Raw genomic sequence first — 21986 nt, 5'->3', positions numbered from 1 at the left:
CGGTCTGTCAGTCCGCTGGTGTAGGTCTTGGTGACGGAAGGGAGGTCGGCGACCGTGTCCACGCTCGACGAACCACTGAAGAAGCTGGTCGGCGGCAACAGCGCCAAGGCGCTCGCCGACAGCCTCGACCTGCACACCACCGGCGACCTGCTGCACCACTACCCGCGCCGCTACGTCGAACGCGGCGAGCTCACCAGCCTGGACGACCTGGAACTCGACGAGCACGTCACGGTGATGGCCAGGATCGAGAAGGCCGAGGTCATCCCGTTCAAGGGCCGCAAGGGCAACCGGCTGCAGGTCGTGGTCACCGACGGCCGGGGCCGGCTCACCCTCGCCTTCTTCAACCAGGCGCACCGGGTGCACGAGCTGCGCCCGGGACGGCAGGGACTGTTCGCCGGCAAGGTCGGCGTCTTCAACCGGGTGCGCCAGCTGATCAACCCCGACTACCAGTTGATGGACGAACAGGACCCCCAACGGGACCCGGAGCAGGCGGCGGCCTTCGCCGGACGGCTGATCCCGGTCTACCCGGCCAGCACCAGACTGCCCTCCTGGAAGGTCTCGCTGGCGGTGGACACCCTCCTCGGCGGCATGGACTGGACCGCCCTGGAGGACCCGCTGCCCGACCCGCTGCGGCTGGAGCGCGGCCTGCTGCCGCTGGCCGACGCGTTGCGGCAGATCCACCGCCCGGCCAACCACGCCGAGCGCGTCGCCGCCCAGTCCAGGCTCAAGTGGGACGAGGCCTTCGTGCTCCAGGTCGCGCTGGCCCGCCGCCGCGCCGCCGACTCCGCCCAGCCGGCCGTCCCCCGACTGCCGGTCAAGGACGGCCTGCTGGACGCCTTCGACGCACGGCTGCCGTTCACTCTGACGGAGGGTCAGCAGTCGGTCTCCGCCGAGATCTTCGCGGAGCTGGCCACCGCCCACCCGATGCACCGGCTGCTCCAGGGCGAGGTCGGCAGCGGAAAGACCCTGGTCGGCCTGCGGGCGATGCTCGCCGTGGTGGACACCGGCGGCCAGGCGGTGATGCTGGCGCCCACCGAGGTGCTGGCGCAGCAGCACCACCGCTCCATCGTGGAGATGATGGGAGACCTGGCCGAGGGAGGGATGCTGGGCGGATCCGAACTGGGCACCAAGGTGGTGCTGCTCACCGGTTCGATGGGCGTACCGGCCCGACGCCGGGCCCTGCTCGACATGGTCACCGGGGACGCCGGGATCGTCATCGGCACCCACGCCCTGATCGAGGACAAGGTGCAGTTCCGCGACCTCGGCCTGGTCGTCGTGGACGAGCAGCACCGCTTCGGGGTGGAGCAGCGCGACGCCCTCCGTGCCAAGGCCGAACGTCCGCCGCACCTGCTGGTGATGACCGCCACCCCGATCCCGCGCACGGTGGCCATGACGGTCTTCGGCGACCTGGAGACCTCGGTCCTGGACCAGCTCCCGGCCGGGCGCTCGCCGATCGCCTCCCATGTGGTCCCGGCCCTGGAGCGGCCCAACTTCCTGACCCGGGCCTGGGAGCGGATCCGCGAGGAGGCCGGCAAGGGCCACCAGGCCTATGTGGTCTGCCCCCGGATCGGCGACGCCGAGGACGAACCGAAGAAGCCCGCCGGCGGCGAGGACGACCGCCGCCCCCCGCTCGCCGTCCTCGACGTCGCCGAGGAACTGTCCGGCGGCCCGCTGTCCGGCCTGCGGGTCGAGGTGCTGCACGGGCGGATGCAGCCGGACGCCAAGGACGACGTGATGCGGCGCTTCACCGATGGCGAGGTGGACGTGCTGGTGGCGACCACGGTGATCGAGGTCGGCGTCAACGTCCCCAACGCCACCGTGATGGTCATCATGGACGCCGACCGCTTCGGCGTCTCCCAACTGCACCAGCTCCGCGGCCGGGTCGGCCGCGGCTCCGCCACCGGCCTCTGCCTGCTGGTCAGCGAGATGCCCGGCGGCAGCCCGGCGCGGCAGCGGCTGGACGCGGTGGCGGGCACCCTGGACGGCTTCGAACTCTCCCGCATCGACCTGGAACAGCGCCGCGAGGGCGACGTCCTGGGCGCCGCCCAGTCCGGCGTGAAGTCCTCGCTCCGCCTCCTCTCGGTCCTGGAGGACGAGGAGGTCATCACCGAGGCCCGCGCGGAGGCAGCCCGCCTGGTCACCGAGGACCCCGACCTGACCGCCCACCCGGCCCTCGCCGCCGCCCTCCGCGCCCTGGTCGACGACGACCGGGCCGAATACCTCGAAAAGGGCTGACGGCGCTCTCGCCCCGAAGGGCGCGGGGCTCTGCTTGATCTACTGCGTGCGCGACAAGCCAGAAGCCGACGTGGAGCCCGACTCGGAGCAGTACGCCCCGCCCCGGGCGGCTAGCGTGGTCAACAACAGACCCGCCGCACCAGAGGGACCCGCAATGACCCGCGTAATCGCCGGCTCCGCCCGAGGCCGACGCCTGGCCGTCCCGCCCGGCGAGGGCACCCGCCCGACCTCCGACCGCGCCCGCGAGGGCCTGTTTTCCACCTGGGAGTCCCTCCGCGGCTCCCTGGCCGGCGCCCGGGTACTGGACCTCTACGCCGGCTCCGGCGCCGTGGGCCTGGAGTCGCTCTCCCGCGGCGCGGCCGCCTCCCTGCTGGTCGAGGGCGACCAGGCCGCGGTGAAGGCCATCCTGGCCAATGTCCGCACCCTCTCCCTCCCCGGCGCCGAGGTCCGCTCGGGACAGGTCGAGAAGGTGATCGCCGCGGGCGCCCCGACGCGCCCGTACGACATGCTCTTCATGGACCCGCCCTACGCCGTGACCGACGGCGAACTCCGCGAGATCCTGATCACACTCCGGGCCGGGGGCTGGCTCGCGGACGGCACCCTCGCCACGGTGGAGCGCGGCACCAGGGGCGGTGGGTTCACGTGGCCGGAGGGCTTCGAACCGCTCAGGGAGCGCCGTTACGGCGAGGCTACTCTCTGGTACGGTCGCGCCGCCGCCAGCGACGTCGGGAGCGAGTGAGGTATGGCCGTGCAAGAGAAGACCACTGTCCGCCGTGCTGTCTGTCCGGGTTCCTTCGACCCGATCACCAACGGGCACCTGGACATCATCGAGCGGGCCTCGCGCCTCTACGACGTGGTCCACATCGCCGTTCTGATCAACAAGTCCAAGCAGGGCCTGTTCACGGTCGAGGAGCGGATCCAGATGATCGAGGAGGTCTCCGCCGAGTACGGCAACGTGGTGGTGGAGTCCCACCACGGCCTGCTGGTGGACTACTGCCGCGACCGCGGCATCCCGGCGATCGTGAAGGGCCTGCGGGCGGTCAGCGACTTCGACTACGAGCTGCAGATGGCCCAGATGAACATCGGCCTGTCCGGGGTGGAGACCCTGTTCGTGCCGACCAGCCCGACCTACAGCTTCCTGTCCTCCTCGCTGGTCAAGGAGGTCGCCGCGTACGGCGGCGATGTCTCGCACCTGGTACCGGCGTTGGTGCACCGCCGGCTGGTCGCCAGGATCGCCGAACGGAAGTGACGGGAGTAACCAACGGGCGGTGGCAGTAGAGTTCCTAGCTCCAGTAGTCCATTGCCTCCCTGGAAGACGTGAGCTCAGGTGGACGTGCAGCAGAAGCTCGACGAGATCACCGCGACGGTCGAGAACTCGCGGTCGATGCCCATGTCGGCGTCGATCGTGGTCAACAAGGCGGAACTGATCGCCATGCTGGCGGAACTGCGGGAGGCGCTGCCGACCGAGCTCGCGCAGGCGCAGCAGACCGTGCAGCAGGGCGACCAGGTGGTCGAGGAGGCCCGCCGCGAGGCGGAGCGGATCGTCCGGGAGGCCCAGGGCGAGCGGGCCAGGCTGGTCTCGGCCACCGAGGTGGCCATGCGGGCCCAGGCGGAGGCGGACCGGTTGCTGGCCGAGGCCAGGTCCGAGTCGGAGGAGGAGCGCCGCGAGGCCGACGACTACGTCGACAGCAAGCTCGCCAACTTCGAGGTGGTGCTGACCAAGACCCTCGGCGCCATCGGCCGCGGCCGCACCAAGTTGCGCACCGGAGGGGCCCCGGTCGAGGGCGAGGACGGCGAGGAGTTCGAGCAGGACCAGTTCCGCTCGCCCAGCCCCGAGGTGGACGAGTACGTCGACGTCAAGCTCGCCGCCCTGGAGACCGCGCTCAGCAAGACCCTGGACGCGGTCGGCCGGGGCCGGGACAAGCTGCTCGGCAAGCGGCCGATCGACGAGCTGGGCGCCTACCTGGCCGCCGCCGACGAGGCCACCGGCGTCAAGCAGGGCGCCGAGCGCCAGGCCGCGGTCGCCGCCGAGCTGGCCCAGGCCGGCCTGCTGCCGCCGGACCAGCACCAGCAGCCGCAGTACGACCAGCAGCACTACGACCCGCAGCACCAGCAGCAGACCGACCCGCAGTACTGGCAGCCGGTCGAGGTGGACGCCAACGGCTACCCCTACGCCCAGCCCGGGGTCTACCAGCAGCAGGAGCAGCAGCAGTACGACCCGTACGGCTACCAGCCGCACGTCCCGCAGCAGCAGTCCCAGGAGTACGACCCGTACACCGGCTACGCCCCGCAGCAGCCGCAGCAGCAGTACGACGCCTACGGGCAGCCGGTGCCGCCGCAGCCGCAGTACGCGCCGCAGCAGGCCGGACTGGACGAGACCAGCTTCTTCGACACCGGCTTCATCGACGTCAGCAAGCTGCGCGAGCTCGGCGGCGGACAGCACCACTGAGGCGGCGGCGACGCGGTGGCGACCCGGTGCCGCGCTGCGGCGGGGCTGCGGCGAGCAGGCGGATTGGGACCTGGGCCCGACCTCCGGTAGTCTGACCTCTCCGGCCTGTTCAGCGCCGGGGAGTGTCGGCTGCCCCGAACGTCCCGTACGTCCGAGCCCGCCGTACCGATCACCGCAGTCGTGGCACACGACGTGCGCCGTAGAGAGCAGGAAACCCTGAACCGCCTCGACCACCGCGACCCGCTTGTGTTTGACACACACGAGCTGGGACGTCGGCCTGGGTCGATGCGCAAGGTTTCCCGTTCCCTCCCGGCGCCGGAGGGCCTCGGCATCGAGGTGATCGGCGTCCCCGTAGGCAGCGCTGTCGAGCTGGACCTCCGACTGGAGTCGGTGGTGGAGGGCGTACTCGTCACGGGTACGGTCGAGGCGGAACTCAAGGGCGAGTGCGTGCGCTGCCTGGAGCCGATCGAGCAGTCGCTCGAAGCGGACTTCCAGGAGCTGTACTACTACCCCGAGTCCGCGGACCGTTTCGGTGGCTCGTCCAAGGCCGCCGAGGACGACGACGAGGACGAAGAAGCTTCCCGACTCGAGGGCGACCTGTTCGACCTCGAGCCGGTGCTGCGTGACGCGGTGGTGCTCGCACTGCCGCTGCAGCCGGTGTGCCAGGAAGACTGCCTGGGCCTGTGCTCCGAATGCGGGGCGCGGCTCACGGACGACCCGGACCACCACCATGAGGCCGTCGACCCCCGGTGGGCGGCTCTGCAGGGACTCTCGGCTCTCGGATCTGAGGCCGGAAGCGAAGACAGCGGTACCCGTGAGGGTGCTGCCGAGAACCAGGAGAAGTAGCCGTGGCTGTTCCGAAGCGGAAGATGTCGCGCAGCAACACGCGCCACCGCCGTTCGCAGTGGAAGGCTGCGGTCCCCGCCCTGGTGGCTTGCGACCGCTGCCACGAGCCCAAGCTGGGCCACATCGCGTGCCCGAGCTGCGGCACGTACAACCGCCGTCAGGTCCTCTCGGTCTGATCGGCTGGTGACACACACGATGTCAGCGTCTGCGCTGCAACACGCCGACACCGGGTATGCCGTCCTGGAGGGGCGGCTCGGGTACGAACTCGAGCCGGCCCTCCTGGTACGTGCTCTCACGCACCGCTCGTACGCGTACGAGAACGGTGGCCTGCCCACCAATGAGCGCCTGGAGTTCCTGGGCGACTCGGTGCTGGGCCTGGTGGTTACGGACACTCTGTACCGGATCCACCCCGACCTCCCGGAGGGGCAGCTCGCGAAGCTGCGCGCCGCGGTGGTCAACTCGCGCGCCCTCGCCGGAGTGGCCCGCGGTCTGGAGCTCGGCTCCTTCATCAGCCTCGGGCGCGGCGAAGAGGGCACCGGGGGACGCGACAAGTCCTCCATCCTCGCCGACACCCTTGAGGCGATCATCGGCGCCGTCTACCTGGACCAGGGCCTGCAAGCTGCCGACGAGCTGGTGCACCGGCTGTTCGACCCGCTGATCGAGGAGTCCTCCAACCTCGGCGCCGGGCTCGACTGGAAGACCAGCCTGCAGGAGCTCACCGCCTCCGTCGGCATCGGCGTCCCCGAGTACGTCGTCTCCGAGTCCGGACCGGACCACGAGAAGACCTTCATCGCCGCGGCCCGGGTGGCCGGCGAGGACTACGGCACCGGCAGCGGCCGCTCCAAGAAGGAAGCGGAGCAGAAGGCCGCGCAGAACGCCTGGCACTCGATCCGCGAGAAGCACGGCCTGGCCGAGCCCGAGGCGGCGCCGGAGCAGACCGCCACCACGCCCGCGGACCCCTCCGCAGGTGCCTGAACTTCCCGAGGTCGAGGTCGTCCGGCGCGGCCTCGACCAGTGGGTCAGTGGACGAACCGTCAGCTCCGTCACGGTTCTCCACCCCCGTGCGGTGCGCCGCCACACCGCGGGCGCCGAGGACTTCGCCGCCCAGCTGGCCGGCCGCACGCTGGGCCCGGCCCAGCGCCGCGGCAAGTACCTCTGGCTGCCCATCCCCGGCACCGGCACCTCGCTGATCGGCCATCTCGGCATGAGCGGTCAGCTGCTGATCCAGCCCGAGGCGGCCCCCGCCGAGACCCATCTCCGGGTCACCCTCCGCTTCGACGACTCCGTCGACACCGAACTGCGCTTCGTCGACCAGCGCACCTTCGGCGGCCTGGCGGTCGAGGACGCCGACCCCAGCGACCCGGAGTCGGCCCCGCTGTCGCTGGCGCACATCGCCCGCGACCCGATGGACCCGCGCTTCGACGACAACGCCTTCCTGGCCGCGCTGCGCCGCCGCGGCTCCGGGGTGAAGCGCGCGCTGCTGGACCAGACCCTGATCAGCGGCGTCGGCAACATCTACGCCGACGAGGCGCTGTGGCGCGCCAGGCTGCACTACGAACGCCCCGCCGACACCCTCTCGCGCGCTCAGGCGGCCCTGCTGCTGGCCTCGGCCCGCGACGTGATGGGCGCGGCGCTGGCCGTGGGCGGCACCAGCTTCGACAGCCTCTACGTCAACGTCAACGGCGAGTCCGGCTACTTCTCCCGCACCCTCGACGCCTACGGCCGCGAGAACGAACCCTGCCACCGGTGCGCGGCGCCGATGCGGCGGGCCGCCTGGATGAACCGCTCCAGCTACTTCTGCCCGCGGTGCCAGCGGCTTCCGCGGGCGCGGGTCTAGGTCGTTCTTCGGCTGCGGACCGTAGCCGGCTGGCCGCGTAGTTCCCCGCGCCCCTGACGGTGCTGCAACTGAACCTCTGTGGGGCAGTGCGCCTACACAGGGGCGCGGGGAACTGCGCGACCAGCCCGGCACATGCCGCAGCCGACAATCCGTCAGTCCCCGGTCCCACCGAAGTCGTACACCGTCGTTGAGCGGTACTCCTCGCCCGGCCGCAGCACCGTTGACGGGTAGTCGGGACGGTTGGGGGAGTCGGGGAAGTGCTGGGTCTCCAGGGCCACGCCCGCGTACGGGCCGTAGGGACGGCCGGAGGGGCCGGTCAGGCCGGGGTCGAGGGCGTTGCCGCTGTAGACCTGGATGCCGGGTTCGGTGCTGGAGAGCGTCAGCACCCGCCCCGAGCCCGGGTGCCGGAGCACGGCGACGACCCGCGGAGCGTCCGTGCGGCCGCCGTCCAGCGCCCAGCAGTGGTCGTAGCCGCCGGCGATGGCGAGCTGCCCGTCCTCGTCGTGGATGCGCTCGCCGAGCGCCCGCGCGGTGACGAAGTCGAACGGCGTCCCGGCGACCGGAGCGGGGCTGCCGGGCAGCGGCCGCAGGTCCCGGTCCACCGGCAGGTAGGCCGCTGCGACCAGGGTGAGCTCGTGGTCGAGCACGGTCCCGGTCCCCTCGCCGGCCAGGTTCAGATAGCTGTGGTTGGTCAGGTTGACCACGGTCGGCGCGTCGGTGGTGGCGCGGTAGTCGATCCGCAGCGCCCCGTCGGCAAGGCTGTAGCGCACGGTGGCCCGCAGCGTCCCGGGGAAGCCCTGGTCGCCGTCGGGACTGACCAGGGTGAGCTCGACGCCGCTGCCGCCGGGTACCTCGACCGGCTCCGCCGACCACAGTCGGGCGTCGAAGCCCTGGTCGCCGCCGTGCAGGGCGTTGGGGCGCGGGACGTCGCTCAGCGGCACCCGGTGGGTGCGGCCGTCCAGGACGAAGCGGCCGTCGGCGATCCGGTTGCCGAAGCGGCCGATGGCCGCGCCGAAGAAGGGCGGCCGCTCCGAGAGGTAGCCGTCGAGGTCGGGGTGGCCGAGCACGACGTTCACCGCTTCCCCCGCGCGCCCGTTCGGATCGGGGAGGTGCAAGGTGTGCAGTACGGCGCCGTACTCCAGGACCGTGGCGGTGGTGCCGCGGCCGTCCGTGAGGATCCACCGGTGCACCGGTGTGCCGTCCGCGAGGGCGCCGAAGCTCTCGCGCACGGGGGCGTGGGAAGGGGACTGGGCTGAGGACAGCAAGGGCAGGACTCCTGATCCGGTCTCGCGGCACCTGCCGTGAGGGGGCCGGGGTGCGCGAGCCCCACATTTTCACGCCGCGAACGGCCGCGTCCACGTCGTCCCAGGTCGCCACCGGACGATCCCCGGCCGCGGCGGCGGTCCGGGGGTTCCGAACGCCGCGGTCGCGTCGTCGTGCCGCTTGCCCCGGAAACTCCCCTCCGGCATGGCCCGCTCGGCCTCCCGCACCGCCCGCACCGCGGCCGCCGGTCCCTGCTTCTCCACCAGGTCCAGCACATCGCGCCAGCCCCAGCCGAACCGCTCCACCAGTCGTGACACCCCGTCGCTGACCAGCAGGAAGCGGCGGATCCCGGCCAGCGGCAGACTCGTCGTCAGGGCCTGGTCCGCGGCGGCGGGCTCGGCGCCGGCCACCCAGAAGCCGCCCTCGACGTTGCGCAGCCGGCTGACCGACTCGCGGTCGTACGCGGGCAGACGGTCCACCCTGTCGTCGGTGAGCACCGTCACCTCGCCGTCGCGGTGCTGCACCACCACCGCCGCGTCCGCCAGCACCAGGCAGTCCAGCCGGCCGTCGCGCTCACGGGCGACGGCGACCGTCGCCGACGGGGCGTTGGGATTGGTCGGGTCGCAGTCCGGGTGCAGCGCACGGGTGTTGACGATGGCGCGGCGCAGCGCGGCACGCAGCTCCAGTTCCGGCTCCGCCACCAGCACGGCGGCCGACTGCGCCCCCAGCCGTCCGGCCAGCCAGGCCACCCCGTGCACGCAGCCGTTGGGCAGCCCGCTGTCGGTGGCGCCGTCCAGCACCACCGCGAACCGCTCCGAGGCGATCACGAAGTCCTCGTTCGCGGCCGTGTCCGGACTCGCCTCGCTGGTGTGACTGATCTGCACCGTGCCTCCGTCAGCTGTCGCCCTGCACACAGCCTGTCATGCGCGGAGGCCGCCGCGGGGGCAGCGAGGGTTCAGCGGGAGCTCAGAAGCCGAAGTCCTGGGTCCACCACGGTCCGCCGCCGGCGGCGTAGTACACCCCGACGCCCAGCGAGTGGTACGAGCAGTCGAGGATGTTGGCGCGGTGTCCGGCGCTGTTCATCCAGGCGGTCATCACGTCCTGAGGGGTCTGCTGACCCATGGCTATGTTCTCGCCGCCGAGGTTGGTGATGTCGAGCTTCTTGGCCCGGTCCCAGGGCGTCTTGCCGTCCGGGTCGGTGTGGTCGAAGAATTTCCGGGTGGCCATGTCGGCGCTGAAGTCCTGCGCCAGCACGGTCAGCGGGCCCGAATAGCTGAGCGCGCCGCAGCCGTTGGCCGCGCGCTGGACATTGACCAGGGCCAGCACCTGGGCCTCGGCCGTCGCCATGGCCGAGGTCGCACCGCCGGTGGCGGCGGCGACCGGGACCGACGCACTGGCACCGGCGGACGCGACGGCGCCGGTACTGGACGACGGCTGCGCCGAGGCGGAGGCGCTCGCGGAGGCCGTGGCCGATGGCGTGGCGCTCGCCGACGGCTTGGCGGAGGCGCTCGCCGACGCGCTGGCCGGACCGGCCGAGAGGGTGGGACGGGCGGTGTCCCTGGCGCTGCCGCCACCCGGTGCCCGGAAGGAGCCGCCGGACGGTTGCGGGGTCCGGCCGGTGCCGGTGGTGGCCAGCGGCTTCGCGCTCGCCGGGTCCCCGGCCACCACCAGGCTCGCCGGCATGCCCGGCGGCAGCGGCAGCACACCGCTGAACACCCCGCCCGCGCCGACCGCCATCGCGGTGGCGGTCACGGCGAGCAGGGTGCGGGGCATCCGGCTGCGTCGCCGCCGGCGCGACGGGCCGGCGGCGCGGCGTCGTGTCTTCGCCGCATGCGCACCCCGGCGGTGCGAAGCCGGTTCGGGGCTGTGCGTCTGAGATCCCTGCGCGTGACGGGGCATGGCAGGTGCCGTCCCTCTTTCTCGGCCCCCCGACCGGATACTGGGCTCGCGGTACTGCTCACCCGAACGGGTGATGATGGGGAGCGTAGAGCATAGGGGTGCGTTGCGTGGGAAGTGCGTGGAGACGGCGATGAGAGAATCACGCATATGAGCGAGGGCGTCCGGATGACCGCATGGGTGCGCGGTGCGGTGCAGCAGGTCGGGTTCCGCTGGTGGACCAGATCGCGGGCGTTGGAGATCGGACTGCTCGGATACGCCTCCAACCTGGGCGACGGCCGGGTCCAGGTGGTGGCCGAAGGCAGCCGGGAGGACTGCGGGCGACTGCTCGAACTGCTCCGGCACGGCGACACGCCCGGCCGGGTCGACGGGGTCACCGAGATATGGGGCAGTCCCGAGGGCGGCTATCCGGGCTTCGCCATCCGCTAGTCCGTCCGCCGCTCGAAAGGCGCACGTGCCGGTGTCATGTGGTTGCGCTTGTGGCCGGTCCGTGGTTGACTCCGCACCGAGCAGTGATCGACCGGCCACCGGGGGTCACTCGACGGCACCACAGCCCGCAGTGTGGCGAAACCACTGCTTCGGCGACGTGGTCGGCGTAGCACGCTGTGATCGTGTTGACCCTTTTCGCGTTTGGTGAGACGCTGGAAACCCGCGCACCCGCACGTACAGCCCAAGGCGTTCGGCCCCGTTCCGCCTTGCTAGGGCTGGCCTCGAGTGCGTGTACACCAACCACGACCCCACCTTCATCGGTCGGTCACTCAGCGTGGAGGACCATCCATCATGGCAAAGGCGCTTCTCGGTTACGTCGGTGGCCCCGACCCCCGCGTGCTCTCCGAGATGCGACGTCTCCAGCAGCGTGTCCAGGACCTGGAATCCGAGCTTGTTCGGATGCAGGCCGAGAACGACGCGCTGTCTGCCGTCGCGGACCACGAGCAGCTGCTCCGCAGCATCGACGCAGCCCAGCCGGTGCCCGCCTACTCCTGATCCACCCCACCGTCCCAGGGTCCGCAACTCCCTGGTCCGGTCCGATCCGGCGGCACCGCTGACAGATAGTGCAAGGGACGCCCCTCGTGGCGTCCCTTCGTCATGTCACCCCGTTGCCCGTTTCCCGGTTCCCGGTTCCCCTGTGATTCTGGGATGCCCCCTGCTTGCGCAGGTGAAACCAGCTGGCGCGTCCCCTGGTCGGGGCACGCGGCCCGGATAGAGTGCCGGACAGGCAGTGCCTGTCCGGCAGGCTCCGGCAAGCATGGTTCTCCCAGCGGAAGGTTCAGGGCGTGCATCTCAAGAGCCTCACGCTGCGCGGGTTCAAGTCCTTCGCCTCGGCGACCACGCTCCGCTTCGAGCCGGGGATCACCTGCGTGGTCGGCCCGAACGGCTCCGGCAAGTCCAATGTCGTCGACGCGCTGTCCTGGGTGATGGGCGAGCAGGGCGCCAAGTCACTGCGCGGCGGCAAGATGGAGGACGTCATCTTCGCCGGCACCAGCGGACGCACCCCGCTGGGCCGCGCCGAGGTCGCGCTCACCATCGACAACGCCGACGGTGCGCTGCCCATCGAGTACAGCGAGGTCACCATCTCGCGCACGCTGTTCCGCAACGGCGGCAGCGAGTACGCCATCAACGGCAGCACCTGCCGGCTGCTGGACATCCAGGAGCTGCTGTCGGACTCCGGCATCGGCCGGGAGATGCACGTCATCGTCGGCCAGGGCCAGCTGGACTCGGTGCTGCACGCCGACCCGATGGGCCGGCGCGCCTTCATCGAGGAGGCCGCCGGGGTCCTCAAGCACCGCAAGCGCAAGGAGAAGGCGCTGCGGAAGCTGGACGCGATGCAGGCCAACCTGACCCGGGTGCAGGACCTGGTCGGCGAGCTGCGGCGGCAGCTGAAGCCGCTCGGCCGGCAGGCCCAGATCGCCCGCAGGGCCGCCACCATCCAGGCCGATCTGCGCGACGCCAGGCTGCGGCTGCTCGCGGACGACCTGGTGACCCTGCGCCGGGCGGTCGAGGAGGAGGTCGCCGACGAGATGGCGCTGCGGCTGCGGCGCTCCGGGGTCGAGCAGGAGCTGACGGCGCTTCAGCAGCGGGAGGCGGTGCTGGAGGCGCGGGTCGCCCAGTTGGGACCGCGGGTCGAGCAGTGCCAGCAGACCTGGTTCGAGCTGTCCGCGTTGGCGGAGCGGGTCCGCGGCACGGTGGGCCTGGCCGAGGCCAGGCTCCGGCACGCCCGCAGCCCGCAGACGGAGGAGCGGCGCGGCCGGGACCCGGAGGAGATGGAACGCGAGGCGGCCAGGATCCGCGAGGAGGAGGCCGAGCTCAAGGAGGCGCTGGAGGAGGCCTCCTACGCGCTGGCCGAGACGGTGGAGCGGCGCGGGGAGCTGGAGCGGGAGCTGGCCGGCGAGGAGCAGCGGCTGCGTGCGGCCGCCCGGGCGCTGGCCGACCGCAGGGAGGGGCTGGCCCGGCTGCAGGGCAAGGTGGCCGCCGCGCGTTCGCGTGCGGTCGGGGCGGGCGAGGAGATCGGCAGGCTGGCCGAGGCGCGGGACGGCGCCCAGGAGCGCGCTGAGGCGGCCGCCGAGGAGTACGAGCTGCTCAAGGCCCAGGTCGACGGCCTGGAGGCGGGCGACGACGAGGCCGAGGCGCAGTTGGTCGAGGTTCGGACGGCGTTGGCCGAGGCGGAGGAGGCGCAGTCGCGGGCCCGCGAGGACCTGTCCGCGGTGGAGCGCGAGCGGGCCGGGCTGACGGCGCGTCGGGAGGCGCTGGCGCTGGGGCTGCGCCGCAAGGACGGCAGCGGGGCGCTGCTCGCGGCGGGGGAGCGGGGCGGCGGCGGTCTGGACGGGGTGCTCGGTTCGGCGGCCGCGCTGCTGGCGGTGCGCCCGGGCGCGGAGGCTGCGGTCGCGGCGGCGCTGGGGCACGCGGCCGACGCGGTCGCGGTGGACGGCGTCGGAACGGCCGTCGAGGCGCTGCGGCTGCTGCGCAAGGAGGACGCGGGCCGGGCCGGACTGCTGATCGCCGGTGGTGCGGCCGACCCCGGGGGACGCGACGGGATCGGCGCGACCGGGGGAACCGGCGGTGGGACCGGCGACGATCTCGCCGGATGCGTCGACGGCCCGGTCGAACTGGTGGGCGTGGTGCGCGCGCTGCTGCGCGGCTATGTGCTGGTCGCCGGCCTGGCGGAGGCCGAGGCCCTGGTCGCGGGCCGCCCCGGGCTGACCGCGGTCACCGCCGAGGGCGATCTGCTCGGCCGCGGTTTCGCCTACGGCGGCTCCGCCGCCGCGCCGAGCCTGCTGGAGACCCGGGCCGCCGTGGACGAGGCAGCCGCCGCACTGGAGGAGCTCTCGGCGCGGCGGGAGGCGCTCGCGGCCGCGCTGGAGCAGGCCACCGCGGGCCGACGGGAGCTGGCGGCCGAGGCCGAGGAGCTGGCCGCCCGCCGCCGGGCCGCCGACAAGGAGAAGTCCGCGGTGGCCCAGCAGTTGGGGCGGCTCGGCGGGCAGGCCCGCGGCGCGGCCGGCGAGGCCGAGCGCCTGAGCGCCGCGGCGGCCAAGGCCGAGGCGGCGCTGGAGCAGGCGGAGGGAGAACTCGCCGAGCTCAGCGAACGGCTGCTGACCGCCGAGGAGGTGCCGGCCGACGAGGAGCCGGACACCGGCGAACGGGACCGTCTCGCCGAGGCCTCGGCGCAGTGCCGGCAGGCCGAGATGGAGGCCCGGCTCTCGGTCCGCACCCATGAGGAGCGGGTGCGCGGCCTCGCCGGACGGGCCGACTCGCTGGACCGCGGTGCCCGCGCCGAACGCGAGGCCCGGGCCCGCGCCGCGCAGCGGCAGCAGCGGCTGCGGGCCGAGGCGCTGGTCGCCACCGCTGTAGGCGACGGCGCCCGGCAGCTGCTCGCCGCGGTCGAGGGGTCGCTGGAGACGGCGGCGAGGGAGAAGGAGCAGGCCGAGCAGGAGCGCTCGGTGCACGACACCGAGCTGGCTCAGCAGCGGGTCCGCAGCCGCGAGCTCAAGGCCGAACTGGACCGGCTCACCGACTCGGTCCACCGCGACGAGGTGCTGCGCGCGGAGAAGCGGTTGCGGATAGAGCAGTTGGAGGTCAAGGCGCTGGAGGAGCACGGCATCGAGGCGGACGGCCTGCTCGCCGAGTACGGTCCCGACCAGCCGGTGCCGGCCGGCGTGGAGCCGGATCCGAGCGGCGGTGCGGGTGCCGCCGAGGCGGCGCGGCCGCGTCCCTACGACAGGGCCGAGCAGGAGAAGCGGCTGCGTGCCGCCGAGAAGGCGTACACCCAGCTCGGGAAGGTCAACCCGTTGGCGCTGGAGGAGTTCGCGGCGCTGGAGGAGCGGCACCAGTTCCTCAGCGAGCAGTTGGAGGACCTCAAGACCACCCGCCGCGACCTGCTCACCGTCGTCAAGGAGGTGGACGAGCGGGTGGAGCAGGTGTTCACCGCCGCCTACCATGACACCGCGGCGCAGTTCGAAGGCGTGTTCTCACGGCTGTTCCCTGGCGGTGAGGGGCGGCTGGTGCTGACCGACCCGGACAACATGCTGACCACCGGCATCGAGGTGGAGGCCAGGCCGCCGGGCAAGAAGGTCAAGCGGCTCTCGCTGCTCTCCGGCGGCGAGCGCTCACTCACCGCGGTGGCCCTGCTGGTCTCCATCTTCAAGGCCAGGCCCAGCCCGTTCTATGTGATGGACGAGGTCGAGGCGGCCCTCGACGAGACCAATCTGCGTAGGCTGATCGGCCTGATGGAGGAGCTGCGGGACAGCTCCCAGCTGATCGTGATCACCCATCAGAAGCTCACCATGGAGTGCGCCGACGCGCTCTACGGGGTCTCCATGCGCGGCGACGGCATCTCCCAGGTGATCAGCCAGCGGCTCCGCGACGAGCCCCGACGCCCCCCGCGTCGGGTACTCCCCGCCCAGCAGGCCGCCGAGACCCTCCACCCGCCAGCGCAGTAGGTACTACTCCAGCGGTGCGGTCGCCGACTGCGCGAGGTAGCCCAGCAGCAGTACCGCGCCGAACAGCGCCAGCGGCAGCAGCGCGGCCCGGAAGACGCCCGCCCCCGACGCCCCGTCAACCCGTCCGACCAGCATCCCCAGCACCACCGCCGTCAGCGCGGGCGCTACGGCGGTCAGCAGCTGGACGGCGGCCAGCGACACCACCACCGGTGTGCCGGCCGCGCGGACGGACCGCAGCAGCAGGAGCCGGTGGTGCAGGGTGCCGCGCGCGGGAGAGGTTGGCATGACGGACATGATGCCCGCCGGATCGATGCCGGTTCCGGCTCCGGGCTGAAGGCCGCCGAAACGCGCACATCATCAGCAGAGTGTCGTTTCAGTGACAAAGGCCCCCGGTTGGGCGCTGTCCCTCCGACTTCGCAGAGCCGTACCCGATACTGGGGGGCGTCATGGAATACGTAATCATCGCTGTAGTCATCGCCGTGGTGCTCATCGGAGCCGCCACCGGTCTCGTCGTCAACGGCAGGCGCCGCAAGGAGCTGCCACCGCCGTCCACCCCGGCCCGGATCGGCGAGCCGCAGGTCGGCGAGGACGCCGCACCGCCGCGGGAGGCGCCGGCCAGGACCGTCGAGGAGGTCCCGCTACCGGAGGCCGCCGCCCCGGAGGCGCCGGCCGTCCGCGAGCTGGACGTGCCGGAGCCGACCGCCGGACGGCTGGTCCGGCTGCGCTCGCGGCTGGCCCGTTCGCAGAACTCGATGGGCAAGGGCCTGCTGGCGCTGCTCTCCCGGGACCACCTCGACGAGGACACCTGGGAGGAGATCGAGGAGGTGCTGCTCACCGCCGACGTGGGCGTGGCCCCCACCCAGGAGCTGGTGGAGCGGCTGCGGGCGCGGGTGAAGGTACTCGGCACCCGCACCCCGGACGAACTGCGCACCCTCCTCCGCGAGGAGCTGACCACCCTGGTCGACCCGAGCCTGGACCGCACCCTGCACACCGCCCGGCACACCGACGGGGACGCTCCGCGCCCCGCCGTGGTGCTGGTCGTGGGGGTCAACGGAGTGGGCAAGACCACCACCAGCGGCAAGCTGGCCCGGGTGCTGGTCGCCGACGGCCGCACCGTGCTGCTCGGTGCGGCGGACACCTTCCGTGCCGCCGCCGCGGACCAGCTGCAGACCTGGGGCGAGCGGGTCGGCGCCCGCACCGTCCGCGGACCCGAGGGCGGCGACCCGGCGTCGGTGGCCTTCGACGCCGTCAAGCAGGGCATCGCCGAGGGCGCCGACATCGTACTGGTGGACACCGCCGGGCGGCTGCACACCAAGACCGGTCTGATGGACGAGCTCGGCAAGGTCAAGCGGGTCGTCGAGAAGCACGGTCCGGTGGACGAGGTGCTGCTGGTGCTCGACGCCACCACCGGCCAGAACGGCCTGGTCCAGGCGAAGGTCTTCGCCGAGGTGGTGGACATCACCGGGATCGTGCTGACCAAGCTGGACGGCACCGCCAAGGGCGGCATCGTGGTCGCGGTCCAGCGTCAGCTGGGGGTCCCGGTGAAGCTGATCGGCCTGGGCGAGGGCGCGGACGACCTGGCGCCGTTCGACCCGGCCGGCTTCGTGGACGCGCTGATCGGCTGAGTCCCGCTTCCGTCGGCACCCGTTCGACCAGCAGTACCCGTTCGACCAGCAGTTCCCGTTCGACCAGCGCTGTGGCCGTCGCCTTCTCCCAGGGCGGCGGCCACAGCCGTGTTCAGTGCCGTCCGACCAGTTCCGCCACGCCCCGGTGGCAGGCGTACGCCAGCGTGCCCAGCAGCAGTCGGGCCTCCGGCGGCCGCGCCGTGGTGTCCAGCGAGGGCCGGCGCAGCCAGCGCGTCATCGGGGTGGGCGGCGCCGGTACCGACGCGCCGGCGCCGTGGCAGACCAGGTCGAGTTCGGCGTCGTCCCAACCGGTGCGGTAGAGCAGGTCGGGCAGCACCTCGGCGGTGTGCGGCGCCACCAGGAACAGGGCGCGGGACCGGGGAGCCAGCAGCACCGGTCCCGGCCTCACCCCCATCCGTTCGAGCCGGACCAGTGCCTGGTAGCCGACCGCCTCGGGGACGTCCAGGGCGTCGAAGCGGAGCCCGGTGCGCAGCCGCAGCTCGGCGCCGGGACGGCGCAGCCAGGCGTCGCGCAGCTCGGTGGGGCCGCTGCCGGGCGGGAGTTCGACCGTCCCGGCGTCGACCGCGGCGCCGATCCCGGCGCCCGCGTCGTCGGCACCGGCACCGGCGTCGGCGCCCGCGTCGGCCAGGGCCACGGTCCAGCCCCAGCGCAGGGTGTACTCGGCCGCGGTCTGGCACCGGGTGGCGCGGGACCTTCCGCGCGGTCCGAGCGACCGTCCGTTGAAGATCGGGTTTCCGAACAGGCTGTCCAAGTCCACTCACCACCAACCAGAATCGAGTCCCGATGGTTACGCCGCGACGTGCGGCAGGGCGTGCAGTTGTGGGTCGTGCGCCCGCTCCTCGGGGTGGGAATCGCTGATCTGATTGCCGGTGTCCCGGGAATGGGGGATGGTCGTATCCGAGAGCGGAAGGCCTCCGAGATCCAGTGAAGCGCCTGGGGCAGAGCCGAAGTTCACCCTTAGGGGTGGCGAAGGGTGGCGTTTCCCGGGGCTTACTCGCCCGGATGGCGGAAAGCGCGCTAGGTTCGCTCCGCAGGCAGTCGGCTTCTCGCCCGAGCGGTTATGCCAATGGCAATGATCGTGCAGGGAAAGGTCTCTGACTGATCATCAAGTCAGAGCGTGCGTCAGTTCGAATGCTTGGCAGGAGCAGGCCTCGGGCGTCCCGGTCGGGTCGCAGGGGCACCACAGCGGGTGAGCCCGGGATGGGGGCGTTCCGGTGGGCGAGAAACAACCCAACGAGCAGTTGACGACATGGTTCGTCCGAAGCGGTTGGTCCAAGGGCGAACTCGCCCGGCAGGTCAACCGGCGCGCCCGGCAGATCGGCGCCAGCCACATCAGCACCGACACCTCCCGGGTGCGGCGCTGGCTGGACGGCGAGAGTCCGCGCGAACCCATCCCGAAGATCCTCTCGGACCTCTTCTCGGAGCGCTTCGGCTCCCTGGTCGCCATCGAGGACCTGGGCCTGAAGGCGATGCCCAACCTCGCCCCCGGCTCCGGGGTGGACCTGCCCTGGAACGGCAGCCAGACGGTCCAGCTGATCTCCGACTACTCCCGCAGCGACCTGATGCTCAACCGCCGGGGCTTCCTCGGCACCTCGCTCGCGCTGACCGCGGGCTCCGCCCTGATCGAACCCATGCAGCGCTGGCTCGCCCCCACCCCCAGCGGCATGCCCACCACCGCCCTCACCGCCGCCCGCGAGGGCCGCGCCCCCACCGGCAGGATCTCCGCCCCCGAGCTCGCCCTGCTGGAGTCCACGGTGCGGATGTTCCGCGAGTGGGACGCCCAGAACGGCGGCGGTCTGCGCCGCAAGGCGGTGGTCGGCCAGCTGCACGAGGTCTGCGACCTGCTCCAGGAGACCTACCCGGCCGACACCACCCGCAGACTGTTCCAGACCACCGCGCAACTGGCGCACCTGGCCGGCTGGATGTCCTACGACATCGGCATGCACCCCAGCGCGCAGAAGTACTACGTGCTGGCACTGCACGCCGCGAAGGAGGCCGGGGACCGGCCCTTCGGGGCGCTGATCCTCTCCGACATGTGCCGGCAGATGATCCACCTCAACCGCAGCAGCGACGCCCTGGAGCTGATCCACCTGGCCCAGTACGGCAGCCGGGAGTCCGCCGGACCCCGGCAGCAGGCGCTGCTGCACGCGATGGAGGCGCGCGCCTACGCCAACCTCGGCGAGGTCAACAAGTGCTACCGCGCGGCCCGGCTGGCCGAGGACTCCTTCGGCGACATCGCCACCACAACGACCGAGGAGCCGGACTGGCTCGCCTTCTTCTCTGAGGCCGAGCTCAACGCCGAGAACGCGCACTCCTACCGCGACCTCAGCTACCACGCGGGCCGCAGCGAGGTGTACGCGCTGCAGGCGCAGCCGGTGATGGAGCGCGCGGTCGAGCTGTTCTCGCAGGACGACAAGCACCAGCGCTCCTACGCGCTCAACCTGATCGGCATGGCCAGCGTCCACCTGCTGCAGAAGGAGCCCGAGGCGGCCGCCTCCTCCGCCCAGCAGGCGGTGGACATCGCGATGCGGATCCGTTCGGAGCGGGTCAACACCCGGCTCCGCAAGACCACCGAGGCCGCGCTCGGAGAGTTCCGTGACGTCGGCGACGTGGTCCGGCTGCGGGACCGCATCGACACCGACCTCCCCGAGTTCACCCGACCCCAGGCCGTCTGACAACTGTCCTCCCCGCGGCCGGCGGTGCCGGTGGACCGACTGTTTTCGGCCACCCGCAGCCCGGCGGCACAGACTCCGACCGCGGAAACCCCCTCGCACTCGGCTCCCCCACGCCAGATCTGCACAGGGTTTTCCGCGGTCGGTGACGTTGTGGGGTGCCTGCGTAGCGTCCGTGTGCGTCCTGGTTCGGTTGTTCACCGCGGTGTAACACGCTCGTGAGGTTCGTCACCGCCGCGAAACATGCTCACGCATCGGCCGAAACCGCCCTCCGTCAATCTCCTCAACAACAGCCGACGCCTCCGGGGGCACGGGACGGATACCCGGGGGACGGAGCGGCTCAACACTCGAGGAGACGCCGATGCCTACCGGCTTCAGCGGCGGAGACACCGCTTTTGTACTCATAAGTTCGGCACTGGTCATGCTGATGACCCCAGGGCTCGCCTTCTTCTACGGCGGCATGGTCCGGGTCAAGAGCACACTGAACATGCTGATCATGAGCTTTATCGCACTGGGGATCGTCACGGTCCTCTGGGTGCTCTACGGCTTCACGCTCAGCTTCGGCACAGACTCGTTCCACGGCCTCATCGGCGACTTCTCGATGCTGGGCATGCGGCACATCGGGATGAACCAACTGAGCGGAACGATCCCGGTCTATGCCCTCGCGGCCTTCCAGCTGATGTTCGCCGTCATCACCCCGGCCCTGATCAGCGGTGCCATCGCGGACCGTGCCAAGTTCTCGGCCTGGGCGCTGTTCCTGGCCCTGTGGGTCAGCGTGGTCTACTTCCCCGTCGCGCACTGGGTGTTCTACTTCAACGGCGGCCAGGGCGGCTGGCTCGGTGACCGGCTGCACGTGCTGGACTTCGCCGGCGGTACCGCGGTCCACCTCAACGCCGGTATGGCCGGTCTGGCCCTGACCTTCGTGCTGGGCAAGCGCATCGGCTTCAAGAAGGACCCGATGCGTCCGCACAGCCTCCCGCTGGTGATGCTCGGCTCCGGTCTGCTGTGGTTCGGCTGGTTCGGCTTCAACGCCGGATCCGCGCTGGCCGCCAACGGCCTGGCCGGCCTCGCCTTCATGAACACCCAGATCGCCACCGGTGCGGCCATGATCGGCTGGCTGGCCTTCGAGAAGATCAAGCACGGCTCCTTCACCACCCTGGGCGCCGCGTCCGGCGCGGTCACCGGCCTGGTCGCGATCACCCCGGCCTGCGCCTACATCAGCCCGCTCGGCTCGATCGCGCTCGGCCTGTTCTGCGGAGCGCTCTGCGCCTGGGCGATCAGCCTCAAGTACCGCTTCGGCTTCGACGACTCGCTGGACGTGGTCGGCGTCCACGCGGTCGGCGGCGCCACCGGCGCCCTGCTGATCGGCCTGCTCGCCACCGGCCACGGCGGCGCCACCTACCAGGGCCTCTTCTACGGCGGCGGCTTCACCCAGCTGGGCCGCCAGGCCCTGGGCGTGGTCGTGGTCGGCGCCTACTCCTTCGTACTGGCGTTCATCATCGGCAAGGCGGTCGACAAGACCATCGGCTTCCGGGTGGCCGAAGAGGTCGAGGTGGCCGGGATCGACCAGGCCGAGCACGCCGAGTCCGCGTACGACTTCAGCGCCGTGGGGGCGGCGCTGTCCAAGGCGCTGGCACCGGCTGTCCCGTCGTCGAACAGTGCGGCCGGCAGCGATGACGAGGCGGCTCCCGCAGGAACGAAGGTCGAGGCATGAAGCTCATCACCGCAGTGATCAAGCCGCACCGACTGGACGACGTCAAGGAGGCCCTGCAGGCCTTCGGGGTCCACGGACTCACCGTCACCGAGGCCAGCGGGTACGGTCGGCAGCGCGGCCACACCGAGGTCTACCGGGGCGCGGAGTACACCGTCGACCTGGTGCCGAAGGTCCGTGTCGAGGTCCTGGTCGAGGACGACGACGCCGAAGGCCTGATAGATGTGCTGGTCAAGGCGGCCCGAACCGGCAAGATCGGGGACGGCAAGGTCTGGAGCGTCCCGGTGGAAACCGCCGTCCGGGTGCGCACCGGAGAACGCGGTCCCGACGCGCTGTAGGGCAAGCTGAGGCGCGAAGGCACCGCACACAAGGCAACGACGACGAGACAACTCGCAAGGGCGGGGGAGTCGGGCTCAGGCCCGGCTTCCCCTTCCGGCGTTCACCTTCGCATCAGGGAGCACCGTTGACGGATCGGCAGCAGGCAACGCCAGGCCAGC

The 21986-nt window shown here is 71.8% G+C and carries 20 protein-coding genes; 15 read left to right on the top strand and 5 right to left on the bottom strand.

Going from position 1 to position 21986, the window contains the following annotated elements; genetic code table 11:
• The first annotated feature begins 54 nt into the window (after positions 1-54).
• The 8 genes from recG to mutM all read left to right on the top strand — a co-directional run bounded on the left by recG (position 55) and on the right by mutM (position 7367).
• Positions 55-2235 (top strand): ATP-dependent DNA helicase RecG, encoded by a 2181-nt coding sequence (gene recG, locus TR46_RS01760; RefSeq protein WP_042392361.1) that lies wholly within the window; start codon positions 55-57, stop codon positions 2233-2235.
• Between the two features lie 154 nt (positions 2236-2389).
• Complete coding sequence (gene rsmD, locus TR46_RS01755; protein WP_042392359.1) at positions 2390-2974, top strand: 16S rRNA (guanine(966)-N(2))-methyltransferase RsmD; 585 nt, start codon at positions 2390-2392, stop codon at positions 2972-2974.
• 3 nt (positions 2975-2977) lie between these two features.
• Positions 2978-3484, top strand: coding sequence for a pantetheine-phosphate adenylyltransferase (coaD, locus tag TR46_RS01750; RefSeq protein WP_042392356.1), 507 nt, complete (start codon positions 2978-2980; stop codon positions 3482-3484).
• A gap of 78 nt (positions 3485-3562) precedes the next feature.
• A complete protein-coding gene (locus tag TR46_RS01745) occupies positions 3563-4684 on the top strand; it encodes a DivIVA domain-containing protein (RefSeq protein ID WP_042392355.1) in 1122 nt (373 codons plus the stop codon).
• 285 nt (positions 4685-4969) lie between these two features.
• On the top strand, positions 4970-5530 hold the full coding sequence (locus TR46_RS01740; protein ID WP_084717741.1) for a YceD family protein: 561 nt from the start codon (positions 4970-4972) through the stop codon (positions 5528-5530).
• A 2-nt stretch (positions 5531-5532) separates the two neighbouring features.
• Entirely contained in the window at positions 5533-5706 is a 174-nt protein-coding gene (rpmF, locus tag TR46_RS01735) for a 50S ribosomal protein L32 (RefSeq protein WP_030263933.1), read from the top strand.
• Between the two features lie 19 nt (positions 5707-5725).
• A complete protein-coding gene (gene rnc, locus TR46_RS01730) occupies positions 5726-6505 on the top strand; it encodes a ribonuclease III (RefSeq protein ID WP_042392353.1) in 780 nt (259 codons plus the stop codon).
• Positions 6498-7367 carry a bifunctional DNA-formamidopyrimidine glycosylase/DNA-(apurinic or apyrimidinic site) lyase gene (gene mutM / locus TR46_RS01725; RefSeq protein ID WP_042392351.1) on the top strand — a complete coding sequence of 290 codons (870 nt, stop codon included), beginning with the start codon at positions 6498-6500 and terminating at the stop codon, positions 7365-7367. The genes rnc and mutM overlap by 8 nt, the downstream gene beginning before the upstream one ends.
• A 152-nt stretch (positions 7368-7519) precedes the next feature.
• On the opposite strand, the gene TR46_RS01720 is transcribed toward mutM, so the two are convergent.
• The 3 genes from TR46_RS01720 to TR46_RS01710 form a co-directional block, all read right to left on the bottom strand.
• Positions 7520-8632: an aldose epimerase family protein gene (locus TR46_RS01720; protein WP_236655169.1), complete on the bottom strand. Its 1113-nt coding sequence runs from the start codon at positions 8630-8632 to the stop codon at positions 7520-7522.
• Positions 8633-8701: 69 nt separating this feature from the next.
• A complete protein-coding gene (locus TR46_RS01715; RefSeq protein ID WP_063770505.1) occupies positions 8702-9514 on the bottom strand; it encodes a protein phosphatase 2C domain-containing protein in 813 nt (270 codons plus the stop codon).
• An 82-nt stretch (positions 9515-9596) separates the two neighbouring features.
• Positions 9597-10382 (bottom strand): CAP domain-containing protein, encoded by a 786-nt coding sequence (locus TR46_RS01710; RefSeq protein WP_236655168.1) that lies wholly within the window; start codon positions 10380-10382, stop codon positions 9597-9599.
• Positions 10383-10676: 294 nt separating this feature from the next.
• On the opposite strand from TR46_RS01710, the gene TR46_RS01705 reads away from it, so the two are divergent.
• From TR46_RS01705 to smc, 3 genes are all read left to right on the top strand, one after another.
• The gene (locus TR46_RS01705) at positions 10677-10955 is read left to right on the top strand and encodes an acylphosphatase (RefSeq protein ID WP_042392347.1); all 279 of its coding nucleotides are present in this window, start codon (positions 10677-10679) and stop codon (positions 10953-10955) included.
• Positions 10956-11306: 351 nt separating this feature from the next.
• Positions 11307-11510 carry a hypothetical protein gene (locus TR46_RS01700; protein WP_030263916.1) on the top strand — a complete coding sequence of 68 codons (204 nt, stop codon included), beginning with the start codon at positions 11307-11309 and terminating at the stop codon, positions 11508-11510.
• 290 nt (positions 11511-11800) lie between these two features.
• A complete protein-coding gene (smc, locus tag TR46_RS01695) occupies positions 11801-15460 on the top strand; it encodes a chromosome segregation protein SMC (RefSeq protein ID WP_084717739.1) in 3660 nt (1219 codons plus the stop codon).
• A gap of 3 nt (positions 15461-15463) precedes the next feature.
• Here the strand turns inward: smc and TR46_RS01690 are convergent, their stop codons facing one another.
• Positions 15464-15745: a hypothetical protein gene (locus TR46_RS01690; RefSeq protein ID WP_152626259.1), complete on the bottom strand. Its 282-nt coding sequence runs from the start codon at positions 15743-15745 to the stop codon at positions 15464-15466.
• A 161-nt stretch (positions 15746-15906) separates the two neighbouring features.
• Here TR46_RS01690 and ftsY point away from each other — a divergent pair, with 161 nt between their 5' ends.
• Complete coding sequence (gene ftsY / locus TR46_RS01685; RefSeq protein WP_042392345.1) at positions 15907-17085, top strand: signal recognition particle-docking protein FtsY; 1179 nt, start codon at positions 15907-15909, stop codon at positions 17083-17085.
• 112 nt (positions 17086-17197) lie between these two features.
• Here ftsY and TR46_RS01680 read toward each other — a convergent pair whose 3' ends face one another.
• Positions 17198-17857, bottom strand: coding sequence for a bifunctional DNA primase/polymerase (locus TR46_RS01680; RefSeq protein ID WP_236655167.1), 660 nt, complete (start codon positions 17855-17857; stop codon positions 17198-17200).
• A 463-nt stretch (positions 17858-18320) separates the two neighbouring features.
• On the opposite strand from TR46_RS01680, the gene nsdA reads away from it, so the two are divergent.
• From nsdA to TR46_RS01665, 3 genes are all read left to right on the top strand, one after another.
• Positions 18321-19781: a transcriptional repressor NsdA gene (nsdA, locus tag TR46_RS01675; RefSeq protein ID WP_042392343.1), complete on the top strand. Its 1461-nt coding sequence runs from the start codon at positions 18321-18323 to the stop codon at positions 19779-19781.
• Between the two features lie 358 nt (positions 19782-20139).
• Entirely contained in the window at positions 20140-21492 is a 1353-nt protein-coding gene (locus tag TR46_RS01670) for an ammonium transporter (protein ID WP_042392342.1), read from the top strand.
• Positions 21489-21827: a P-II family nitrogen regulator gene (locus TR46_RS01665; RefSeq protein ID WP_042392341.1), complete on the top strand. Its 339-nt coding sequence runs from the start codon at positions 21489-21491 to the stop codon at positions 21825-21827. Before TR46_RS01670 ends, TR46_RS01665 begins: the two co-directional genes overlap by 4 nt.
• The last annotated feature ends 159 nt before the right edge of the window (positions 21828-21986 follow it).

Source organism: Streptacidiphilus carbonis, assembly GCF_000787775.1.
GTDB lineage: Bacteria > Actinomycetota > Actinomycetes > Streptomycetales > Streptomycetaceae > Streptacidiphilus > Streptacidiphilus carbonis.
This window is presented reverse-complemented; position numbering and strand designations above follow the sequence as displayed.

What these genes read in the sequence shown, in the direction of transcription:
- TR46_RS01665 (WP_042392341.1), top strand. Translation starts at nt 21,489, where the DNA reads ATGAAGCTCATCACCGCAGTGATCAAGCCGCACCGACTGGACGACGTC.
- coaD (WP_042392356.1), top strand. Translation starts at nt 2,978, where the DNA reads ATGGCCGTGCAAGAGAAGACCACTGTCCGCCGTGCTGTCTGTCCGGGT.
- TR46_RS01700 (WP_030263916.1), top strand. Translation starts at nt 11,307, where the DNA reads ATGGCAAAGGCGCTTCTCGGTTACGTCGGTGGCCCCGACCCCCGCGTG.
- rnc (WP_042392353.1), top strand. Translation starts at nt 5,726, where the DNA reads ATGTCAGCGTCTGCGCTGCAACACGCCGACACCGGGTATGCCGTCCTG.
- TR46_RS01670 (WP_042392342.1), top strand. Translation starts at nt 20,140, where the DNA reads ATGCCTACCGGCTTCAGCGGCGGAGACACCGCTTTTGTACTCATAAGT.
- TR46_RS01690 (WP_152626259.1), bottom strand. Translation starts at nt 15,745, where the DNA reads ATGCCAACCTCTCCCGCGCGCGGCACCCTGCACCACCGGCTCCTGCTG.
- rsmD (WP_042392359.1), top strand. Translation starts at nt 2,390, where the DNA reads ATGACCCGCGTAATCGCCGGCTCCGCCCGAGGCCGACGCCTGGCCGTC.
- ftsY (WP_042392345.1), top strand. Translation starts at nt 15,907, where the DNA reads ATGGAATACGTAATCATCGCTGTAGTCATCGCCGTGGTGCTCATCGGA.
- TR46_RS01740 (WP_084717741.1), top strand. Translation starts at nt 4,970, where the DNA reads ATGCGCAAGGTTTCCCGTTCCCTCCCGGCGCCGGAGGGCCTCGGCATC.
- TR46_RS01705 (WP_042392347.1), top strand. Translation starts at nt 10,677, where the DNA reads ATGAGCGAGGGCGTCCGGATGACCGCATGGGTGCGCGGTGCGGTGCAG.